The organism is Bartonella sp. TS25HLJMH (assembly GCF_042193505.1).
Lineage (GTDB): Bacteria > Pseudomonadota > Alphaproteobacteria > Rhizobiales > Rhizobiaceae > Bartonella > Bartonella grahamii.
Genome location: NZ_JBHILV010000004.1, coordinates 54,512 through 70,011, shown reverse-complemented (window position 1 = coordinate 70,011; position 15,500 = coordinate 54,512). Strand labels below are relative to the sequence as shown.

General features: G+C 39.6%; 13 protein-coding genes and 1 other RNA gene. 5 read left to right on the top strand and 9 right to left on the bottom strand.

Annotation, left to right across the window (positions count from 1 at the left end; all coding sequences use genetic code 11):
* The first annotated feature begins 40 nt into the window (after positions 1 to 40).
* The 3 genes from ACFINF_RS03120 (at position 41) to ligA (ending at position 4,871) form a co-directional block, all read left to right on the top strand.
* Positions 41 to 934: an outer membrane protein assembly factor BamD gene (locus tag ACFINF_RS03120; protein WP_375619631.1), complete on the top strand. Its 894-nt coding sequence runs from the start codon at positions 41 to 43 to the stop codon at positions 932 to 934.
* Between the two features lie 6 nt (positions 935 to 940).
* Positions 941 to 2,602 carry a DNA repair protein RecN gene (gene recN, locus ACFINF_RS03115; RefSeq protein ID WP_375619630.1) on the top strand — a complete coding sequence of 554 codons (1,662 nt, stop codon included), beginning with the start codon at positions 941 to 943 and terminating at the stop codon, positions 2,600 to 2,602.
* Positions 2,603 to 2,711: 109 nt separating this feature from the next.
* Positions 2,712 to 4,871 (top strand): NAD-dependent DNA ligase LigA, encoded by a 2,160-nt coding sequence (gene ligA / locus ACFINF_RS03110; RefSeq protein WP_375619629.1) that lies wholly within the window; start codon positions 2,712 to 2,714, stop codon positions 4,869 to 4,871.
* 603 nt (positions 4,872 to 5,474) lie between these two features.
* Here the strand turns inward: ligA and ACFINF_RS03105 are convergent.
* Genes ACFINF_RS03105 through ACFINF_RS03095 form a run of 3 tightly spaced genes read right to left on the bottom strand, consistent with a single transcriptional unit; the run spans position 5,475 to position 8,802 of the window.
* On the bottom strand, positions 5,475 to 7,301 hold the full coding sequence (locus tag ACFINF_RS03105) for an aminopeptidase P family protein (protein WP_375619628.1): 1,827 nt from the start codon (positions 7,299 to 7,301) through the stop codon (positions 5,475 to 5,477).
* Positions 7,302 to 7,323: 22 nt separating this feature from the next.
* Positions 7,324 to 8,193: a 50S ribosomal protein L11 methyltransferase gene (locus ACFINF_RS03100; RefSeq protein ID WP_375619627.1), complete on the bottom strand. Its 870-nt coding sequence runs from the start codon at positions 8,191 to 8,193 to the stop codon at positions 7,324 to 7,326.
* Positions 8,194 to 8,220: 27 nt separating this feature from the next.
* Positions 8,221 to 8,802 (bottom strand): SCO family protein, encoded by a 582-nt coding sequence (locus ACFINF_RS03095; protein ID WP_375619626.1) that lies wholly within the window; start codon positions 8,800 to 8,802, stop codon positions 8,221 to 8,223.
* 136 nt (positions 8,803 to 8,938) lie between these two features.
* Here ACFINF_RS03095 and ACFINF_RS03090 point away from each other — a divergent pair, with 136 nt between their 5' ends.
* Positions 8,939 to 9,568, top strand: a complete 630-nt coding sequence (locus ACFINF_RS03090) for a DapH/DapD/GlmU-related protein (RefSeq protein WP_375619625.1) — start codon at positions 8,939 to 8,941, stop codon at positions 9,566 to 9,568.
* Between the two features lie 56 nt (positions 9,569 to 9,624).
* On the opposite strand, the gene ACFINF_RS03085 is transcribed toward ACFINF_RS03090, so the two are convergent.
* The 5 genes from ACFINF_RS03085 to ssrA form a co-directional block, all read right to left on the bottom strand.
* Positions 9,625 to 11,964, bottom strand: coding sequence for an ATP-dependent helicase (locus ACFINF_RS03085; RefSeq protein ID WP_375619624.1), 2,340 nt, complete (start codon positions 11,962 to 11,964; stop codon positions 9,625 to 9,627).
* A gap of 120 nt (positions 11,965 to 12,084) precedes the next feature.
* A complete protein-coding gene (locus ACFINF_RS03080; protein WP_273788067.1) occupies positions 12,085 to 12,336 on the bottom strand; it encodes a ribbon-helix-helix domain-containing protein in 252 nt (83 codons plus the stop codon).
* Between the two features lie 10 nt (positions 12,337 to 12,346).
* Positions 12,347 to 12,529 carry a DUF4169 family protein gene (locus tag ACFINF_RS03075; protein ID WP_375619623.1) on the bottom strand — a complete coding sequence of 61 codons (183 nt, stop codon included), beginning with the start codon at positions 12,527 to 12,529 and terminating at the stop codon, positions 12,347 to 12,349.
* 8 nt (positions 12,530 to 12,537) lie between these two features.
* Positions 12,538 to 13,083 carry an SspB family protein gene (locus ACFINF_RS03070; RefSeq protein WP_015856623.1) on the bottom strand — a complete coding sequence of 182 codons (546 nt, stop codon included), beginning with the start codon at positions 13,081 to 13,083 and terminating at the stop codon, positions 12,538 to 12,540.
* Positions 13,084 to 13,264: 181 nt separating this feature from the next.
* Positions 13,265 to 13,621, bottom strand: a transfer-messenger RNA (tmRNA) gene (gene ssrA, locus ACFINF_RS03065).
* Between the two features lie 97 nt (positions 13,622 to 13,718).
* On the opposite strand from ssrA, the gene ACFINF_RS03060 reads away from it, so the two are divergent.
* Positions 13,719 to 14,024, top strand: a complete 306-nt coding sequence (locus ACFINF_RS03060; protein ID WP_015856622.1) for a DUF2853 family protein — start codon at positions 13,719 to 13,721, stop codon at positions 14,022 to 14,024.
* Between the two features lie 75 nt (positions 14,025 to 14,099).
* Here ACFINF_RS03060 and ACFINF_RS03055 read toward each other — a convergent pair whose 3' ends face one another.
* Positions 14,100 to 15,401 carry an MFS family transporter gene (locus tag ACFINF_RS03055; protein WP_375619622.1) on the bottom strand — a complete coding sequence of 434 codons (1,302 nt, stop codon included), beginning with the start codon at positions 15,399 to 15,401 and terminating at the stop codon, positions 14,100 to 14,102.
* Positions 15,402 to 15,500 lie beyond the last annotated feature (99 nt).

Sequence of the window (15,500 nt, the reverse complement as noted above, 5' to 3'; positions counted from 1 at the left end):
TTTTGCTACAAGGTGATATTCTGTGGAGGCCGGAAAAACTATGAAAAAATCTCATGTGTGCATTGGAAATATGACATATAGAAAATCTAACATTGTACGCAAGATATTGGGGGTGGTGCTTTTGGGAAGCACCTGTATGTTGGCGGGATGCCTCTTTAAAGAGAAAAATACCCTTGATCCATCTGCTTATGTTTTGAAAATAGAGCCACCAGATGTTTTATATAATCAGGCGCTTGCTAGCCTTGAGAGTGGGAAGCTTGGGGATGCATCAAAGAAGTTTTTGAAGATTGAAAAGCAGTATGCTTATACAGACTGGGGGCGTAAATCTTTAGTCATGGGGGCTTTTACTAATTATCGACTCGGAAAGTATGATGATTCAATTAGTATGGCTCAACGCTATATTACTCTTTATCCAGGGTCGACTGACTCGGCTTATGCGTATTATATTATTGGTCTTTCTTCTTTCCGTCGGATTCCTGATGTTACGCGTGATCAACGTGATACGAAACGCGCTATTGCTGCTATGCAGCTCCTTATAGAGCGTTATCCTAATTCTGAATATGTCAAGGATGCTAAAGATAAAATACGTTTTGGGCGCGAACAGCTGGCTGGCAAAGAAATGCAGATTGGCCGTTATTATGAAGAGGGGCGGCGCTACCTTGCGGCAAGTAGACGGTTTCGTACCGTGGTTGAAGAGTATTCCGATACAAATCAAATTGAAGAAGCACTTTTCCGTTTGACTGAGGTTAATCTTGCTCTCGGCTTAACGGCGGAAGCACAGACGGCAGCAGCTATTTTAGGACGTAACTATCCCAAAAGTGAGTGGTATAAATTTTCTTATAATCTCTTGCAGAAGAATAAAATATCGCCACGCGAGCATAAATCTTCTTGGATCTCAAATGCTTTAGGTGGTGATAAGAAGAGGGTACGTTGATTCTCTATGCTGGTACAGCTTTCGATTCATAATATTGTTTTGATCGAAACGCTCGATATTCATTTTACGGCGGGGTTGACGGTTTTAACTGGAGAAACAGGTGCGGGGAAGTCTATTCTCCTTGATGCTTTATCACTTGCTCTAGGGGGGCGGGGTGATGCTTCGCTTGTGCGTCATGGTGCTGACCGCGGGCAGGTCACAGCTGTTTTTGATGTGTCTGTTTCACATCCTGCACGTCAACTTATTCGTGAGAATGGTCTTGATGATGAAGGTGATATTATTTTACGACGTGTGCAATCAAGTGATGGACGTAGCCGTGTTTTTATCAATGATCAGGTGTCTAGTGTTGCATTGATGAGAAGTGTTGGCCGTTTGCTGGTTGAAATCCATGGACAACATGATGATCGTGCACTTGTTGATGTTGCTACACATCGCCAATTATTAGATGCCTTTGGTGGTCTTGAGGATGAAGTGGAAAATTTGCGTCAGTGTTATTACACATGGCGTGAATTTGAGGAGCGTTTGCAACGGCAGCGTCTTAAAGTGGAGAGCGCGGTACGTGAGGTTGATTATCTTCGTGCGTGTGTAGAAGAGCTTGAAAAGCTTGATTTTAAAGTTGGTGAAGAGGATACTCTTTCTCTTCGTCGTGCCGATATGCTTAAATTAGAAAAAATAGCGACGGATATTAAAGAAGCGGATGATCTTTTAACGGGTCAAAAATCACCAATCCCAGTGCTTTCTAATTTGGTGAGGCGTTTGGAGCGGAAAATTCCTGAGGCACAAGAGCTTATTGTACCTGTGGTGAAATCTATTGATGAGGCATTGCATGCACTTGCAACAGCACAAGAAGGTATTGAGACGGCAATACGAGCATTAGATTTTGAACCTGATGAATTGGAACGGATAGAAGAGCGTCTTTTTTCTCTTCGGGGTTTTGCTCGTAAATATCAAGTTTCTGCGGATGAATTGGTTCAGTTACGCGATAAGATGGATGCTGAACTAGCTGAATTTGAAGAGGCTCAGACTATATTGACACGTTTTGAAGATGAGGCAAAACAAGCACAAAAAAATTATGATATGTTAGCACAAGCGTTGTCAATAAAACGTCAAGAGGTTGCAAAGCACTTATCTGAAAGCGTGATGACTGAGTTACCGGCATTGAAATTAGAGAGGGCTGAATTTATTGTTGAAATGCAAAGTGATATCGAAAAGCGGAGTGCAGAGGGATGTGATCGTATTGAATATTGGGTGCGAACAAATCCTGGAACACGTGCTGGACCGATGCTTAGTGTGGCTTCTGGCGGTGAATTGTCTCGTTTTTTGTTGGCATTAAAAGTTGTTTTATCTGATCGGGGATCAGCACCGACGCTGATCTTTGATGAAATTGATACAGGCGTTGGGGGTGCTGTTGCAGCTGCTATTGGGCAAAGGTTGCAACGCTTATCAGAACATGTCCAGGTTTTCGCTATTACGCATGCTCCACAGGTCGCATCGAAAGCGCATGGTCATTTTCTTATTTCAAAAATTGAGAGTCATGATAAAGGACGCTTTTTTACTGCTATTCATAAAATGGAAGAGCATGAGCGTGCAGAAGAAATTGCTCGTATGTTGGCAGGAGAACAGATTACTGAAGAAGCGCGTGCAGCGGCTCAAAAGCTTCTAGCATAAAGGTAATTAGTCAGCGAAAAAATACTGGAAAGCTTGTATTTATTGAGATTCACTTTATGAGGAGGCGTGGAGATCCTTGTGGCAGTGCTCGTAATTTGGAATAGATTTTATGAACAAAGATGCAGATAAAAATCTCACAGCTTTTGAAGCAGAAAGTGAATTAGAGTGGTTGGCAAAAGAGATTGCACGTCATGATGTGCTTTATAATCGTGATGATCAGCCTGAAATTTCTGATGCAGAATATGATGCTTTGCGCCGCCGTAATGCAGAAATTGAAGCCATTTTTCCAGAGCTTATTCGTGTTGATTCTCCTTCACATAAAATTGGGGCACCAATTTCTGAAAAGTTTGAAAAATCTGTTCATGCACAGCCAATGCTTTCACTTGATAATGCGTTTAGCTCTGAAGATGTTACTGAATTTGTTGAGCGTATTCGTCGTTTTTTACGGCTTCCAGAAACACAAGTGTTGGAAATAACAGCGGAGCCAAAAATTGATGGTTTATCTTTGTCTTTGCGCTACGAAAAGGGGCGGCTTGTGGGTGCGGCAACGCGTGGGGATGGAGCTGTCGGTGAAAATGTGACGGCAAATGCCCGAACCATTGCTGATATTCCACAAGTTTTGCAAGGTGATTTTCCTGATATAATTGAGGTGCGTGGTGAAGTTTATATGGGGCGGGAGGATTTCCAAGCACTTAATATCAGCCAACAAGAGAAGGGCAAGTTAACCTTTGCCAATCCTCGAAATGCGGCAGCTGGTTCACTCCGTCAGCTTGATTCACGGATAACCGCTAGCAGAAAGCTTCAATTTTTTGCTTATGCTTGTGGTGAGGTGAGTGAAATATTGGCAGAAAGTCAAATGGAGATGATGAAAAAGCTAAAAGAATATGGCTTTGTTATCAATCCATTAACAAAAGTCTTTAAGACGTTAGAAGAGATTATTTCTTATTATCACGATATCGAAGAATGCCGTTATTCTTTAAGCTATGATATTGATGGTATTGTTTATAAGGTTAATGATTTGATGCTCCAAAAGCGCTTGGGATTTGTTTCTCGTTCGCCGCGTTGGGCAATCGCGCATAAATTTCCAGCAGAAAAAGCGATAGCGCTTTTGAGAGATATTGACATTCAAGTTGGTCGCACGGGAGCTTTGACACCTGTGGCACGTCTTACGCCTATTACTGTTGGTGGAGTGGTGGTGACCAATGCTAGTTTGCATAATGAGGATTATATTAAGGGAATTGGTCATAAAGGAGAGCCTATTCGTGAAGGACGTGATATTCGTATAGGCGATAGCGTTATTGTACAACGTGCTGGTGATGTGATCCCTCAAGTTATTGATGTTATTATTGAAAAACGCCCGAAAGATGCTGCTGTCTTTATTTTTCCTCATTTGTGTCCAGCTTGTGGGAGTCATGCTGTTCGTGAAGTGGGAGAAGCCGTGCGTCGCTGTACAGGGGGGCTTATTTGTCCTGCACAGGCGATTGAGCGTATTCGTCATTTTGTTGCGCGCAATGCTTTTGATATTGAGGGCTTGGGTAAAAAACAGGTAGAGTTTTTTTTCTATGCTCAAGATGAAGCGCTTTGTATTCATACACCAGCCGATATTTTTACTTTAGAACGTCGCCAAGAAAAATCTTTGATACGTTTAGAAAATATAGAAGGTTTTGGTACTGTTTCAGTTCGCAAATTGTATGATGCCATTAATGCACGTCGCGAAATTCCTTTAAGCCGTTTTTTGTTTGCATTGGGGATTCGCCATGTTGGAGAGGTGAATGCACGCCGCCTTGCGCGTACTTATAAAAATTATACAGCTTTTGAAACTGCGGCTATGGGAGCACTTATGCCGTGTGATAAGGAAAATGAAAAAGGCAATGAAGCTTGGATGGAGCTTACCAATATCGAAGGCATTGGGCCACAGGTAGGGAGCGCAATTGTTGATTTTTATCAAGAAGCGCATAATCGTGAGGTTTTGTCTGTTTTACTTGAAGAAGTAACCCCTCTTGATGAGGTGCCTATCACGACAGCTTCTTCTCCAATAGCGGAAAAGACTATTGTTTTTACAGGAACTTTGACGCATATGTCACGCGATGAAGCAAAAGCATTGGCAGAGCGATTAGGAGCCAAAACATCTGGTTCACTTTCTAAAAAAACAGATCTTCTTGTTGCAGGACCTGGAGCAGGCTCTAAATTAGCTAAAGCTGAAGAATTAGGTGTTGAGGTTATCGATGAAGAGACTTGGCTACAGTTGATTGAGAAACATAATGTTTAGAGGGCGTTTTCTAGAAGATGCGTATGCTGGTTGTATGGTTATCTCTCTTACATTTTTGGGGGCTGGAAGCAAAAAGGGAATAATAGGGGTTGTTTTTTTGCAAAAATAGAGCGCCATATATTTTGATATTTATTAAGTGATTAAAAAACGTTGAATTTAAATATTAAACTTAAACTCTTATGATTAAGAATATACAAGGTTATTATTAGTAAAAGATATACGTTATCACTGTGAATCAAGGTAAAATTGTAACTAAATATGCAGAATTTTTGAGTTTAAACGGCGTAATAAGCTGGTTATAATAGGCTTTTTAGAAATGTGACGCGTAGGATTACAAAATATAATGAAAATTTCTATATAGCAGAATAAGGCTACAACTTCATGTGAAGATGGTGGAGGATAGTTTATAAGCATTATCTGTTACAAGTATATCCCGTTCTGTTTCAGTTTGGGAAGAGCTTTTATCCTATCGGCAAAAAAACTTGAAGTATTTTATAGAAGCGTTTTTTGTGATTGCTGATGGTAAATACGCATTTCTCTCTTTAAAAGAGAAGGGTGTGGTGTTTTTATAAGAAGCATTAGAAGATATTTGTGTTGCCTCATTTAAAGGGGCAGTGTTGCCTTTTTTGTCCATTTTTTATCTTCTTCATTTAAGTAAGGTGCATTCATCTGATAAACGCGCGCATGGTAATCATTGAGCCATTGCCGTTCTTCTTGTGTCAAAAGCTCTGGGAGAATGAGTTTTCGATCAATAGGGCAAAGTGTAAGCGTCTCAAACGAAAGCATTTCTATATCCCCGCCATCAATTTTTTGTGCTGGCTTTACAATTATCAAATTTTCAAGACGGATACCAAAAGCACCTTCGCGATAATATCCTGGTTCATTTGAAAGAATCATACCGGAGATGAGTTCTTGGCATCCTTTGCGGGAAATATTTTGTGGTCCTTCATGAACAGAAAGATAAGACCCAACACCATGACCGGTGCCATGAGCATAATCAAAACCAGCTTTCCACAATGCAATGCGCGCTAGAATATCAATGTCTTGTCCGCGGGTTCCTTTTGGAAATCTTGCAGTTGAAAGAGCAATCATACCTTTGAGGACAAGCGTGAAACAGCGTTTTTCTTCTTCTCCAATATTCCCAATTGCTACTGTACGTGTGACATCTGTCGTTCCATCACGATATTGTCCACCTGAATCAACAAGATAAAGTTCACCCGCATTGAGTTGTTTATTTGTTTGTGTCGTTACACGATAATGAATAATGGCGCCATTTTCTCCTGCTGCTGAAATTGTATCAAAAGAAAGATCTTTAAGTTCTTCTCCCATTTCTTTTGCTGTATTTATGCGAAATTCTTCTAATTTTTGAGCGGCAGAAATTTCACTTATTGACCCTGGTATTTGTTTATCTAACCAGGAAAAAAAACGGGTTAGGGCAACACCATCGCGTAGATGCGCTTTGCGTGCGCCATTGAGTTCTGTGTCATTTTTAATGGCACGTGGTAGAGCGGCAGGGTCGGTAAGTGTGATGAAAGAGCTATTTTTTTCTTCAATAACAGTTCGTAATTTTTCGCATGTTAGCTGTGGATCTAAGGCAAACACTGTCCCTTTTTGAACATACTCTTTGATCTTTGGAATAAGCTGTTCTGGTTCATATAATTTTGCATAACGTTCCAGATATTGTTTCTGTTCTACACCAAGTTTTTTGTTGTTAATGAATAAGGCTGGTGTTTCTTGGATTGGAATGAGAGCAAAACAAAGGGAAAAAGGTGTGTTGGAAACATCGTTGCCACGTATATTGAATGTCCATGCAATGGAGGAGGGGTCTGTAAAAATAAAAGCATTTGCATGAGTTTTCTGTATATCTTTGTAAATCAAAGCGAGTTTTTCATCCGTATTGCACCCAGCATATTTGAGAGGGTGAATTGATAGGGCAGCTTGTGGCAATGATGGCTGATCATGCCAAAGCAGATCAATGGGATTGGAGTGAATTGCTACAAGTTTTCCACCTACTTTCATTTCTAATGCGTTTTTCAATGCATCGGTGGCAGTGATGGTGTGGAGCCATGGATCAAAGCCAATAGAAAGTTTTTGACCATTTTTTTCAAGCCATTGTGAGGGGGGGTAGGTTATGAGATCTTCATAATCAAAAATATTAGGATCAGTTTGTTGGCGAACTTGGAGTTTATATCGCCCGTCTGTAAATATGATGGCTTTGTTTTTTAAAATCAGTGCAATCCCAGCTGATCCAGTAAAGCCGGTTAGCCAGCTAAGGCGTTGAGCATGAGGAGGGACATACTCTCCTTGATGTTCATCTGCACGTGGAACAAGAAAACCATCGAGTCCAAGGCGGTCTAGTTCTTTACGAAGAGAGGCAATGCGTTCTACTGCATAAGCAGGATTTGTTGTCGCCTCAAAAGATTGATACATAACGACGTCCTTTTCTTTTACTTTATTTCAGATGTATCGTAACCCATCCTTGACGGTGGTATGTTTCAATGTGTTTCAGCCCTTGTTTTACATAAGCCTTTAAAACATCTGCATGTTGTTCTTCAAGAATTCCAGAGAGTATCAGTGATCCACCTTTTTGGAGTGCCTTTACCATTTCTTGTGCAAGTGCGATAAGAGGATTGGCAAGGATATTGGCAACAATGAGATCAAAGGGAGCACGTGAAGCAATTTCATCATGGGCAAAATCTGTTGCTGTGACAGCTTTGATATATTTTTTTACGCCATTGAGTTGGATATTGTGTTGTGTAACTTGAATAGCGATTGGATCAATATCAGACGCAAGTATAGCAATAGGTTTGAGCATTGCGATGCCGATGGCGAGTATCCCACTGCCGGTACCAAGATCAAGTGCATTTTGGGGACTTTCATGTTCCATCACTTTGGCAATCATTTCTAAACAACCAGCTGTTGTTTCATGATGTCCGGTGCCAAAAGCTTGATTTGCTTCAATTTCAATAGGGAGAACATTGGCTGGAATGGCGTTTCGGTTGTGACTTCCATGAAGAAAAAAAGGACCGGCTTGCACAGGTTTTAGTCCTTCTAGGCTTTTCTGTACCCAATCAATGTTGGGTAAAACTTCCATATTAATTTTATCAGGATCTATAGAAAGGATTTGGGCAAAGCGTTTCAAAATATGCTCGTAGTTTCCTTGGTTTACATAGAGTGAAAGTTCATATACAGCATTTTGTTCATCTATCTCTGTAAGAGCAAGAGGATAACCTTCTTCGTCAAAGGCTGTGTCTATAAGGGTATAGAACCGTTCTGCTTCATTTTTAGAAGCAGTATAATAGAGGCGAATTTGTTGCGACATGCTGTTCTTTCTTTTGATCGGCTTTTTTTAGTTTAAGATGAGTTTTTTTAACCGTTCAATGGCGATTTCATCTTTTAATTCGCTATCGCTTTCTTTCGTGTCATAACGGATAACGCCAGCTAATTTTCCACCTTTTTTGAGTAAAAAAATTGCTGCTGTATGGTTATATGTATAGTTTCCATCTGTTCCAGGGACTTTTTCAGCAACGATGTTAAAGGAATTGACCATTTTATGAACTTTATCAGGATCTCCACTGATCCCAATGATTTTATTGTTAAAATTACTGAGATATTCATGGAGCACTTCTGGTGTATCACGTTCAGGGTCAACAGTAACAAACCATATGCCTAATTTATCGGCCTTGGGTCCAAGGGCTGTAAGCCATCGATCAAGATTCATCAATGTCGTAGGGCAGATTTCAGGACACATAGTGAAGCCGAAAAAAACTATTGAAGGCTTGCTTCGAATATCAGCCTCAGTGATATTTTTTCCATTAGAATCAGTGAGTGTAAAATTATCACCTAAAGGCTTATTTGTCAGCGCATCATAAATAAAAACACCTGCAAGAAATATGATTGTCAGCCCCAAGATGCGTATTACATTTTTCATAGTTTGACTCTCTTAGATAGATCACGAAATTGTAACATCGGCAGGTTTGTTTTGCAATCTCTGTTTCATGGTTGATTTTATTGGCTTGATTGGTATGTCTTTCCATATCTATTGATGAAACATTGGTGAAAGATGTATGAATATTGAGAAAGATCTTCGATTTCATGAAAGTGAGCCTCGTATCCATACGACAGCGCGGCTGCATGGTTGTAAATTAGGGCGCTATGTGGAAATTAATGAGCGGGTGATTTTACGGGATGTAACCGTTGGAGATTTTTCTTATTTAGAACGTAATAGTGAGGCTATTTATAGCAGTATTGGGCGGTTTTGTTCTATTGCATCTCATGTACGGATGAATGCATTGGAGCATCCTATGGAGCGTGTTTCAACACATAAAATAACCTATCGTCCAAACGAATATTTTCGTTATATGGCATTAGATAGTGGTTTTCGTGAAAGGCGTTGTGCAAAACGTGTTATTATTGGGCATGATGTGTGGATTGGATATGGCGCGGTTATTATGCCTGGGGTGACAGTTGGACATGGAGCAATTATTGGTGCTAACGCTGTTATAACGAAAGATGTTATGCCTTATGCGGTTGTCGCTGGTGTTCCTGCTAAACGCTTGCGGATGCGTTTTCCCAATCATGTCATAGAATGCCTTTTGGAGATGGCTTGGTGGGATTGGTCGCTTGATACAATTTACGATGCATTGCCGGATATGCAAAATTTACCCATTGAAGTCTTTGTTCGCAAATGGAAATGATAATCAGAATAAAACAAAACGTTCTCTTGCAAAAACTGATCGTGGTTTGCTTTTAGTTAAGCTTTGTTTACAAAATTATCTAGTACACGCTTTTCACCGGCTTTTTCAAACATTATTGTCAATTTATGATCGTCTATTGCTGTAATATGACCATAACCAAATTTTATGTGAAAAATCCGATCATTAATAGAAAAATCTGATGATTCATGAGAGATTGATTGAGCGATAAATTTCCCTTCAATCGTCTTGTTTTTTTGTGCACGCTTTTGTCTTGCTGTTGCATAGCCAGTATAACAGGAATCGTGATTTTGAAAGGAAGATTTTCCATAACCACCATAAGCTGTTTCCGTTGCTATGACTTCTATATGTTCTGCTGGTAATTCATCTAGAAAGCGGGAGGGAAGAGTAGATTGCCAAAGTCCATGAATTCTACGATTAGATACAAACCATATATGCAGGTGTTTTTTTGCTCTTGTGAGTCCAACATAAGCAAGACGCCGTTCTTCTTCTAATCCTGAACGTCCACCTTCATCTAATGAGCGCTGATGGGGAAAAAGTCCTTCTTCCCAGCCAGGAAGAAAAACTGTTTCAAATTCAAGCCCTTTGGCTGAATGAAGGGTCATGATGTTGACTGCATCGGTATTTTCATTGTTTTCAGCATCCATAACCAGTGCAACATGTTCCAAAAAACTTTGAAGATTTTCAAATTGTTCCATGGAACGGATCATTTCTTTAAGATTTTCTAGTCGTGTAGGAGCCTCTGGTGAGCGATCTTCTAGCCACATGGTTGTATAACCAGAATCATCAAGGATAATCTCGGCAAGTTCTTTATGAGGTGTGTCTTGAAGCATATTTTGCCAGCGGCGGAAGTTTTCAATAAGGTTTCGTAACGCACTGCGTGCTTTAGGCTTTAACTCATCTGTTTCAATGATGTCAGCGGCCGCAGAAAAGAGAGGAACAGCACGTGCTCGCGCACTCTCATAAAGAATGCGCAGGGTTGCATCGCCTATGCCGCGTTTCGGTGTATTAATAACACGCTCAAAAGCTAAATCATCAGCAGGTTGGACAACAACGCGTAAATAAGCCATAGCATCACGTATTTCCATTCGTTCATAAAAACGAGGACCACCAATGACGCGATAGTTAAGACCAAGCGTTACAAAGCGATCTTCAAATTCACGCATTTGGAATGATGCACGCACCAATATAGCCATATGATTTAATGCATGACCTGTTTGTTGTGCTTGTTCAATTTCTTCTCCGATGGCACGGGCCTCTTCTTGCGAATCCCATGCTGAATGTATTTTTACTTTTTCTTCCTCACTCTTTATTTGTGCAGAAAAAAGGACTTTTCCCAGTCTTTCTTGATTATGAGCAATGAGATGGGAGGCGGTTTTAAGAATATGGGATGTTGAGCGATAATTGCGTTCTAGACGAATAATTTTGGCAGAAGGAAAATCTTTTTCAAAACGTAATATATTCTCGACTTTTGCACCACGCCATCCATAAATGGATTGATCATCATCGCCAACACAACAAAGATTAATATGTTGACCTTTGGGCTGTTGTGCCAAAAGGCGAAGCCAAAGATATTGTGCTGTATTTGTATCTTGGTATTCATCGACAAGAATATAGCGAAATTGAGAATGATATTCGCGAAGAATATCTGGATTATGTTGGAAGATAGAGATAGAATGAAGTAGAAGGTCGCCAAAATCACAAGCATTGAGGTCTTTTAATCGATTTTGATAACTGTGATAAAGTTCGCGTCCCATGCCGTTGCCAAAGGAATGAGCATCACTTTTTGAGATATGTTCTGGTGAAAGTCCTTGATTTTTCCAAGAATCAATCATCATGGCAAGGTTTCGTGCGGGCCAACGCTTATCGTCTAGTCCCTCAGCTTGAATAAGCTGTTTTAAAAGTCGAAGAACATCATCGCTATCGAGAATTGTAAAGTTTCTTTTTAAACCAACAAGCTCTGCGTGACGGCGTAAAATTTTAGCACCAGTGGAATGAAAAGTTCCAAGCCAAGGCATACCTTCAACAACTTCTCCAATAAGTTCACCAATACGTATTTTCATTTCACGTGCTGCTTTGTTGGTGAAAGTGACAGCAAGTATTTGCTGAGGAGAGGCAAGCCCACAGCGCAAAATGTGAGAAATACGGGTTGTTAAAACGCGCGTTTTTCCTGTACCAGCACCTGCAAGAACTAAAAGAGGTCCCTCAGTATTCATAACAGCTTGTTGCTGTTCTGGATTGAGTTGTTCTAAATAGTCCGTGTTATATGATTTTTGTTCTTTTAGAGTATGGGAGGAAAAACCAGAGCTCTTCTTATCATGGTCTGGAGGGGAATCCTCTTCAAAGAAAGGTATGTTGTGATCAGAAAAATTACTCATTATATCTCTTTTGTAGTCTTTTTTTCATTGAAGTTCTAGATTAAAAAAACTTCTCTTAAAAAAGTCACAACAGCTTCAGTTGAATAAACAAAAAGAGAACGTAAAAAATAAGCATAAACATTAAAGGCGTTGGGTGAGAACACTTTGAAGGGCATAAACGCGTAACGAAGCCGAAAGATTGACTTGTTGTGGTCTTTTGCTATCAATATCAGTGATAATAAAGGCTAAAGATTGTCCTTTTTTGCGGGCTATATCTTTTAGAATATCTAAAAATGGCGGTTCTAAAGAGACGCTTGTTGCGTGCCCATCAACGCGAACAGATATTTTTCGTGGAATGACTTTTGACCAATCGATAGAATTATTTTCGTGCATTTTTCCACCTTTATTCGTCGTTTCGTAAACGATTTTGATCAAGAAATTTTTGCGTTTTTAAAGATTTTTGTTGCTCAAAAAATTTTTCAGTTTTTGTTCGTCCAAAACGATAACGATTTTGCTCAGCACGAAGAGATTTTTCTGTACGTTTTTTTTGTTTTCGAAATCGGCGAAGATTAATCAATTCAGTCATGAGAAAATTTATTTTTTCCGAAAAGAATCTAAAGAGACAACATCAGCACTTTGTTTTGTATCGCTATTTGAAGATTCTTTATTTGTACTGAAATTTTGTTCTTTTGTAAGCGTATTTTCTTTTTTTTGTGTGTTTGATAAGGTAATGGGCGTCGTTGAGGTATTTTCTGAATTTTCACTTTCTCCAGAGGTAAGATTTGAGGGCAGATCAAATGCTGCTTCAAATGCTGCTACAGGATCATAAAAGACCTGAATGGAAGTAAAAGGAATCACGAGCTTTTCGGTTATTTCCCTGAAGGAGAGGGTTACTTCGAAAGCTGTTTCTGAAACACTGAGATCTCTAAACTGATGTTGTAAGACGATTGTCATTTGCTCAGGATAGCGATTTTTTAGCCGAGGAGAAATTTTAACGCCCGGGGCATTCGTCAAAAAAGTTATAAAAAAATGATGATTTCCCGGAAGACCTGCTTTGCTAACTTCCGATAAAACTTTACGGATAACTCCACGAAGCGCATCCTGAACGAGAATATCGTAACGGATTTGATCTTTAACCATCGAAGTTTATTCCTTTTATTTCACGTAGCAGAATGGAGCGTATTGATATTGTGTGATAGATATATTTTAAAATTAGCAGTATTTTGTCTACGATGCACCTCAATAAATCGAATAAAAACGAAACTCTATGGTAAATAATGTCTGATAATGTCTGAAAGATCAATCAATAACATTTAAAAAAAGTGAAGGCTTCTGTTGCCAGGTGCCTCCGAACCCCGCTTAAACCTGCGACGGTTTAAGACTTAAATTGAAACATTCGCACTGCATTAAGCAGCGAGACGTGCTTCCGCATAGTTGTCATTTGCAACTACTCATTTAGTCCGATAACGGTGGTACTATGCCGAGTAAAAGAGCAATCTTTACGCCCTTGTCGATCCTATTTCGCCCCCACCAAAATATAACTTTGGTCTCTTATATTTTGGTGGAGGCGCCGGGTACCGCCCCCGGGTCCAATGAGTTTATTTCATTGTCCATTTATTACCATAGCTGGTAAACCAGCTCCTTAAATATAGATGAAGAACAGTCTTAGGAAAAGGGGGGGTTGTTAATATTTTTAATCCTCTAATTATTTATGGAGCTATATGATGCGGCTGTAAAGTATAGGCCGCTCATTTTTGGAGAGGAGATGATGCAAAATGACCAATAATCTAGCAGATATTAAACTATATGATTCAAATCCCGATGAAGCAGCAGTAGAACGGCTTAGCCGTCGTTTAGCTTTAGTGATGAAAAAGCAGGATGCAGCGCTTGTTGCTACATCGGATCCAAAAGAGTTAGAACGCGTTGAAAAATGGGTTCAAGATGTATTAGGCGCGGATGAGCAGAGGGCTAAAATGGCTGTGTCAAAAGTTGCAGAAATGATGTCTGGAGATCGCAGAAAAAGTCGTATGACTTTCTATTATTTGGTAGCTAAACAATTAAACGCACTTGATAAAATTTAAACAATTTTAAAATTCAATTTTGCTCAATAAAAAAAGCCCAAAATTCTTTGGGCTTTTTTGTTTAGCATCGAAGGTTTAATCGTTTTCTTGAAGATATCCTCCTTTGCTCATATCCGGTATAAAGAGGGTGGTAATGAATGCAATGATCATTACGCCGATTACGTAAAAATAAAACAGTGATTCATGTCCTATATTTTTTAATCCAAGTGCTACGTATTCGGCAGAACCACCAAATAATGCATTGCCAATAGCATGAGAGAGACCAACTCCCAGTGCTCGTACTGAAGAGGGAAACATTGCTGATTTTACGACACCAGAGATGGATGTATACATGCTCATAATACAGAGTATTCCAATAATAACTGATAGCGCAATCCATGGATTATGCGTGTGACCGATTATGAGAAGTCCAGGAATCGTAAAGAGAGTAGAGAGTGCACTCCAAAGGATAAGTAAATTTCTTGTCCCAATTTTATCAGCTAGGATACCAAATATGGGTTGGAGTAATATGAAAATAAAGAGTGCAGCGGTCATTACAGTTGTAGCGGTATGTTTATCAAATCCCGTGGTTGTGATCAGATATTTCTGCATATAAGTCGTACAAGTGTAAAATGTGAGAGATCCTCCAGAGGCGAAGAGAACAATCACAAAAAATGCTTTTGTATGCTTGCTTAGAAGCTCTTTAAGACTACCAGTATGTTTTTGAGAACGGCTTTTTTTAGTGGTCGTTTCATGAAGCGAACGACGTAGATAAAGTGCAACTATTGCTGCTAATCCACCAATGGCAAAAGGAATACGCCAGCCCCATGTTCTTAATTGGTCTTCCGTTAGATAAAGTGCCAGAATAAATATAATAAAACTGGCTAAAAGTTGACCAGTAATAAGCGTACCAGATTGGAAAGAAGCGAAGAGACCGCGGTGTTTTTTAAGGGAAACTTCGCTTATATAAGTTGCAGCTGTACCATATTCACCACCTGCTGAAAGTCCCTGCATCATACGGATTAGGAGGAGAAGAATTGCTGCAGTTCTCCCTAAAGTTTCATAAGTGGGAAGTATGGCAATGAGAAAAGAGCCCCCACACATCATAAGAATAGATATGAGCATTGAGCGTTTGCGTCCATAACGATCAGCAATAAAGCCAAAAAGCCAACTTCCAATTGGGCGCATAAGAAAACCAATAAAAAAAATCCCTGCAGTTTTAAAAAATTGGGTAACAACATCGCCATCTGAAGGGAAAAATTGTGGTGCAAAGTAAATAGAGGCAAATGAGTAAACGTAAAAATCATACCACTCTACTAGATTCCCTGATGCGCTAGATATGATAGCGAAGATACGTTTTCTTGTATCATGTTGTATTAAAGTTGTTTCATTTTTCATGAAGTGCTCCCCTTTTAAATTTATAGTTGATATTTTCTAACCATAATTGTTTATGATTTCCAGAAAAATTCAATTGTGTAATGATTATTTTTATGAATA

Bases quoted from the DNA above. Each gene is read 5' to 3' on its own strand.
- ACFINF_RS03090 (WP_375619625.1), top strand. From the start codon at position 8,939: ATGAATATTGAGAAAGATCTTCGATTTCATGAAAGTGAGCCTCGTATC.
- ACFINF_RS03120 (WP_375619631.1), top strand. From the start codon at position 41: ATGAAAAAATCTCATGTGTGCATTGGAAATATGACATATAGAAAATCT.
- ACFINF_RS03085 (WP_375619624.1), bottom strand. From the start codon at position 11,964: ATGAGTAATTTTTCTGATCACAACATACCTTTCTTTGAAGAGGATTCC.
- ligA (WP_375619629.1), top strand. From the start codon at position 2,712: ATGAACAAAGATGCAGATAAAAATCTCACAGCTTTTGAAGCAGAAAGT.
- ACFINF_RS03060 (WP_015856622.1), top strand. From the start codon at position 13,719: ATGACCAATAATCTAGCAGATATTAAACTATATGATTCAAATCCCGAT.
- ACFINF_RS03080 (WP_273788067.1), bottom strand. From the start codon at position 12,336: ATGCACGAAAATAATTCTATCGATTGGTCAAAAGTCATTCCACGAAAA.
- ACFINF_RS03095 (WP_375619626.1), bottom strand. From the start codon at position 8,802: ATGAAAAATGTAATACGCATCTTGGGGCTGACAATCATATTTCTTGCA.
- ACFINF_RS03100 (WP_375619627.1), bottom strand. From the start codon at position 8,193: ATGTCGCAACAAATTCGCCTCTATTATACTGCTTCTAAAAATGAAGCA.
- ACFINF_RS03055 (WP_375619622.1), bottom strand. From the start codon at position 15,401: ATGAAAAATGAAACAACTTTAATACAACATGATACAAGAAAACGTATC.
- ACFINF_RS03105 (WP_375619628.1), bottom strand. From the start codon at position 7,301: ATGTATCAATCTTTTGAGGCGACAACAAATCCTGCTTATGCAGTAGAA.
- recN (WP_375619630.1), top strand. From the start codon at position 941: ATGCTGGTACAGCTTTCGATTCATAATATTGTTTTGATCGAAACGCTC.
- ACFINF_RS03070 (WP_015856623.1), bottom strand. From the start codon at position 13,083: ATGGTTAAAGATCAAATCCGTTACGATATTCTCGTTCAGGATGCGCTT.
- ACFINF_RS03075 (WP_375619623.1), bottom strand. From the start codon at position 12,529: ATGACTGAATTGATTAATCTTCGCCGATTTCGAAAACAAAAAAAACGT.